The 3,170-nt window shown below is 56.9% G+C and carries 3 protein-coding genes; all 3 read left to right on the forward strand.

What is annotated here, in order from left to right:
- The coding region (locus AC01FP_RS16695) for a transposase (protein WP_474481791.1) at positions 1-1,018 on the forward strand (1,018 nt) is incomplete at its 5' end.
- Between the two features lie 1,438 nt (positions 1,019-2,456).
- On the forward strand, positions 2,457-2,699 hold the full coding sequence (locus AC01FP_RS16700) for an integrase core domain-containing protein (RefSeq protein ID WP_474481793.1): 243 nt from the start codon (positions 2,457-2,459) through the stop codon (positions 2,697-2,699).
- Between the two features lie 216 nt (positions 2,700-2,915).
- On the forward strand, positions 2,916-3,170 hold a 255-nt coding region (locus AC01FP_RS16705; protein ID WP_474481792.1), incomplete at its 3' end, for a hypothetical protein.

Genomic DNA, 3,170 nt, shown 5'->3' on the forward strand with positions numbered 1-3,170 from the left:
GGAGGCTGAAATGCGGGCATTGCTGCGCAAGGCCGAGATCATCGACGCTCAGGAGGACGGCCAATACGGCAAGGGCAAGCGAGGTGACGAGCTGCCGGAAGAACTGCAGCGGCGCTCCAGCCGGTTGGAGTGGATCCGCAAGGCCAAAGCTGAACTCGAGGCAGAAGCAGCAGCCGGCAAGGCACGTCAACGCGATCACCAGGCAGAGGCCGCTGAGCAGGAGGTCGAGGTAGCCGACGCCAGTGGTGATGAGACGCGCAGCAAGCGGGCGGCACGCCGCAGCCGTGGTGCGCGTAAGCGGGCCGATGACGCCCAGAAGCTGGCGATCGAGAAGGCAGCAGCTGCTCGCCGAGACCTGAACAAGGCTGCAGCCGCTGACAAGGCAGATCCATTGGCGATGCCGCAGCGCACACTCCCAACCGATGCGGCCGGCCACCCCAAGCCCAGCGCGCAGCGGAATTTCACTGATCCCGATAGCCACATCCTCAAGGGCGCTGACGGCTGGCTGCAGGGCTACAACGCCCAGGCCGCCGTCGATGGCGACCACCAGGTGATCGTGGCGATCGGGGTGAGCAACCAGGCCAGTGATGCGGTGCACTTGTTGCCCATGCTGGAGCGGACCCTGGCCAACACCGGTCAGCGGCCCGATGCCTTGATCGCCGATGCTGGCTACTGCAGCACCGCCAACCTGGAAGCCTGCGAGGAAGGGGGCCTCAACTCCTACATCTCCACCAGCCGCCAACAGCACGGCCAGCGGCCCAGGCCATCACGGGGAAAGCCGCCGGCAGATCTTGATGCCCGCGGGCGGATGGAGCGAAAGCTCAGATCCAAAGCCGGTCAGACCGTTTACGCCCTGCGCAAGACGATTGTCGAGCCGGTGTTCGGGCAGATCAAGGGTGCCCGAGGTCTGGATCGGTTCTGGTTGCGAGGGCTGGAGAAGGTGAACGGGGAATGGGCGCTGATGGCCACCACGCACAACCTGCTCAAACTGTTCCGGGCCTCGCTGGCAAGGGCCTGAGGAGCTGGCCCGGTTCGCTGCGGCTGTGATCAGGTCGTCCGCGTCCGGGATCACCGGAGATCAATCACGGCTGCTGACTGCTGGGCCTTGGCGCAACGTGCGACGCGCTCCTAGCTCTTCTCCTGGTCTCTGCCCGCTCACCACGTGCCAAGCTGTCAGCACCGTGTAACGGTTGCTCTCACGCTTCACGAGCACCCCTGACCCCTGCGTGGCACCTTCTATACGCACAGTGATGGATTGGGCAACCTTGGCGACCGCTTCTGCACTCTGTGCATGAGCGGGTACCTGGGTAACCAACACTGCCCCCATGAATGCCGTAGTGCCCAGCAGCAGTGGAGGGACGGCGGGGAGCAGCAGAGCAGCAACCGAAGCAGACAGGTGGCGCATCAGTCTTGTGCAGTTGCGATAGCAAATTTGAGACAACCACGACATTTGGACACCTGCTTGACGTTTCACCAGCAGGCAGCCAATCAGCTCAGGTGCCACCTCTTCTGCGGGCCGGCAGAAGAAGTCTTGGGGGAGGTTTTGGGAAGGCGTGGTGGCTATGGTAGTGGGAAGATGGCCTACTTGCAAAAAAGCAAGCGAACTACATCACGGCAGTTCGCACTTAGACGCCTGACCAACCAAGTTCATATAGCTTTTATCGTTTTTATTTGGCTCGCGGTATATATATGCGTTATAGCTCCTTATTAGCAGCTCTAAAGCAGCAGGACACCCTTTCAAGGCAAGTTTACGAGATTGCCCGACGACAGCCATCAAACCACTAAGACTTGATGTATCATTGTGAAAGTTCCGACCTGCATCTAGCAAAGACTCAGCATAAGAGGGTGACTGTAAACATACGACAGTACTGCAAACCGCTAAAAAACTTAATTTCACGCCTAAGAAAATTGAAAACGTATTTATTCAATCACTGAGCCGCCCCCGCGGCGCACAAAATGAAACATATTGTATTTAATTCTAGATTTCTCCGCTAGAAGCAAGAGGGTTCCAGGCAGTAGTGGCGGGTTCCTCCCTTGAGTACGCTTCCGTTTCCACAATCACGCCCTACAGCAGCTCGCAATCCGCCTGGCGTTTCACCAGCAGGCAGGCGATGAGCTCGGGGGCGACCTGCTCGTCGGGGCAGACGAAGAAGAATTAAGGGAGGTGCTGGGGGAGCTTGGTGGCTATGGGAGTTGCTTTGGAGCGCCCGCGTCCCAGGATTTGGTATTAATCCCTGGGGACCTCAAGCCCGGCTACGCCGGAAATGACCCACCTGAGTTACACCACTTGTAGGGTCGAAAATCTATTATACCCTACATTGGATCGAGAAGTTGATCTAGGCCAAAGTGCAAATCAAAGCACTAATTTCAGCTGTTTGCGCCTTAACTGTCCTTCCAGCCACGCCGACAACAGCAATTCAACGCGCGGGGAGACGCTGGAATCACGGCTGGAGGAGATGGGGGTGCTCAAATCCTTTTCCAGGCCAAGGGTCTCCTACGACAAGCCGTACTCGGAATGCCTATTCCGTACGATCAAATACCGGCCCGACAACCAAAACCAGCCGTTTACCAGCAAAGACGACGCGTGCCAGTGGTTGGCGTCGTTCGCGGACTGGTACAACCACCAGCACCGGTATAGAGGCATAAAATTCGTGAGACCCAATCAGCGTCACAGTGGAACCGCAAAGGCCATTTGCTAGCACCGAGATGAGGTCTACGAGGCCGCCCGTCAGGCCATCCGACCCGCTGGAGTCGAAGCACCCGGTGTGGGCGTCAACACGCAGATCCGTGAATCAACCATCCACCTCCAGAAATGAACGAAGAAACATCATCATTGGCGATAGCTGCCTAAACAACAGTAGAAGCATCATCTTTCCTGATAGTCACCAAACCAGCCTGGACGCACCAACCGCCTTATGACTGACTGTAATCAAGGAGGCAAGATAGCCAAGATACTATTGCGCCAATTACAAGTAATGGCACTGAAGCCAAAGCCAAGCCATGGATGGGCTCGATCACTCTATTTAATTTTCGCAATACTTCCAGGACATGTTTATGCAATACCAGCTCCATGGTTGCTCGACGAATCACAGAAGCGAGCAGAAACAAAAGCCGATCTTGTTACAGAGGCAACAGTTCTTAGCGTGACACAAGTGTTCGGAAAATCCATC

The organism is Cyanobium sp. NIVA-CYA 375 (assembly GCF_056108345.1).

Coding starts and splice junctions, on each gene's coding strand:
- AC01FP_RS16700 (WP_474481793.1), top strand. CDS start 2,457: ATGGGGGTGCTCAAATCCTTTTCCAGGCCAAGGGTCTCCTACGACAAG.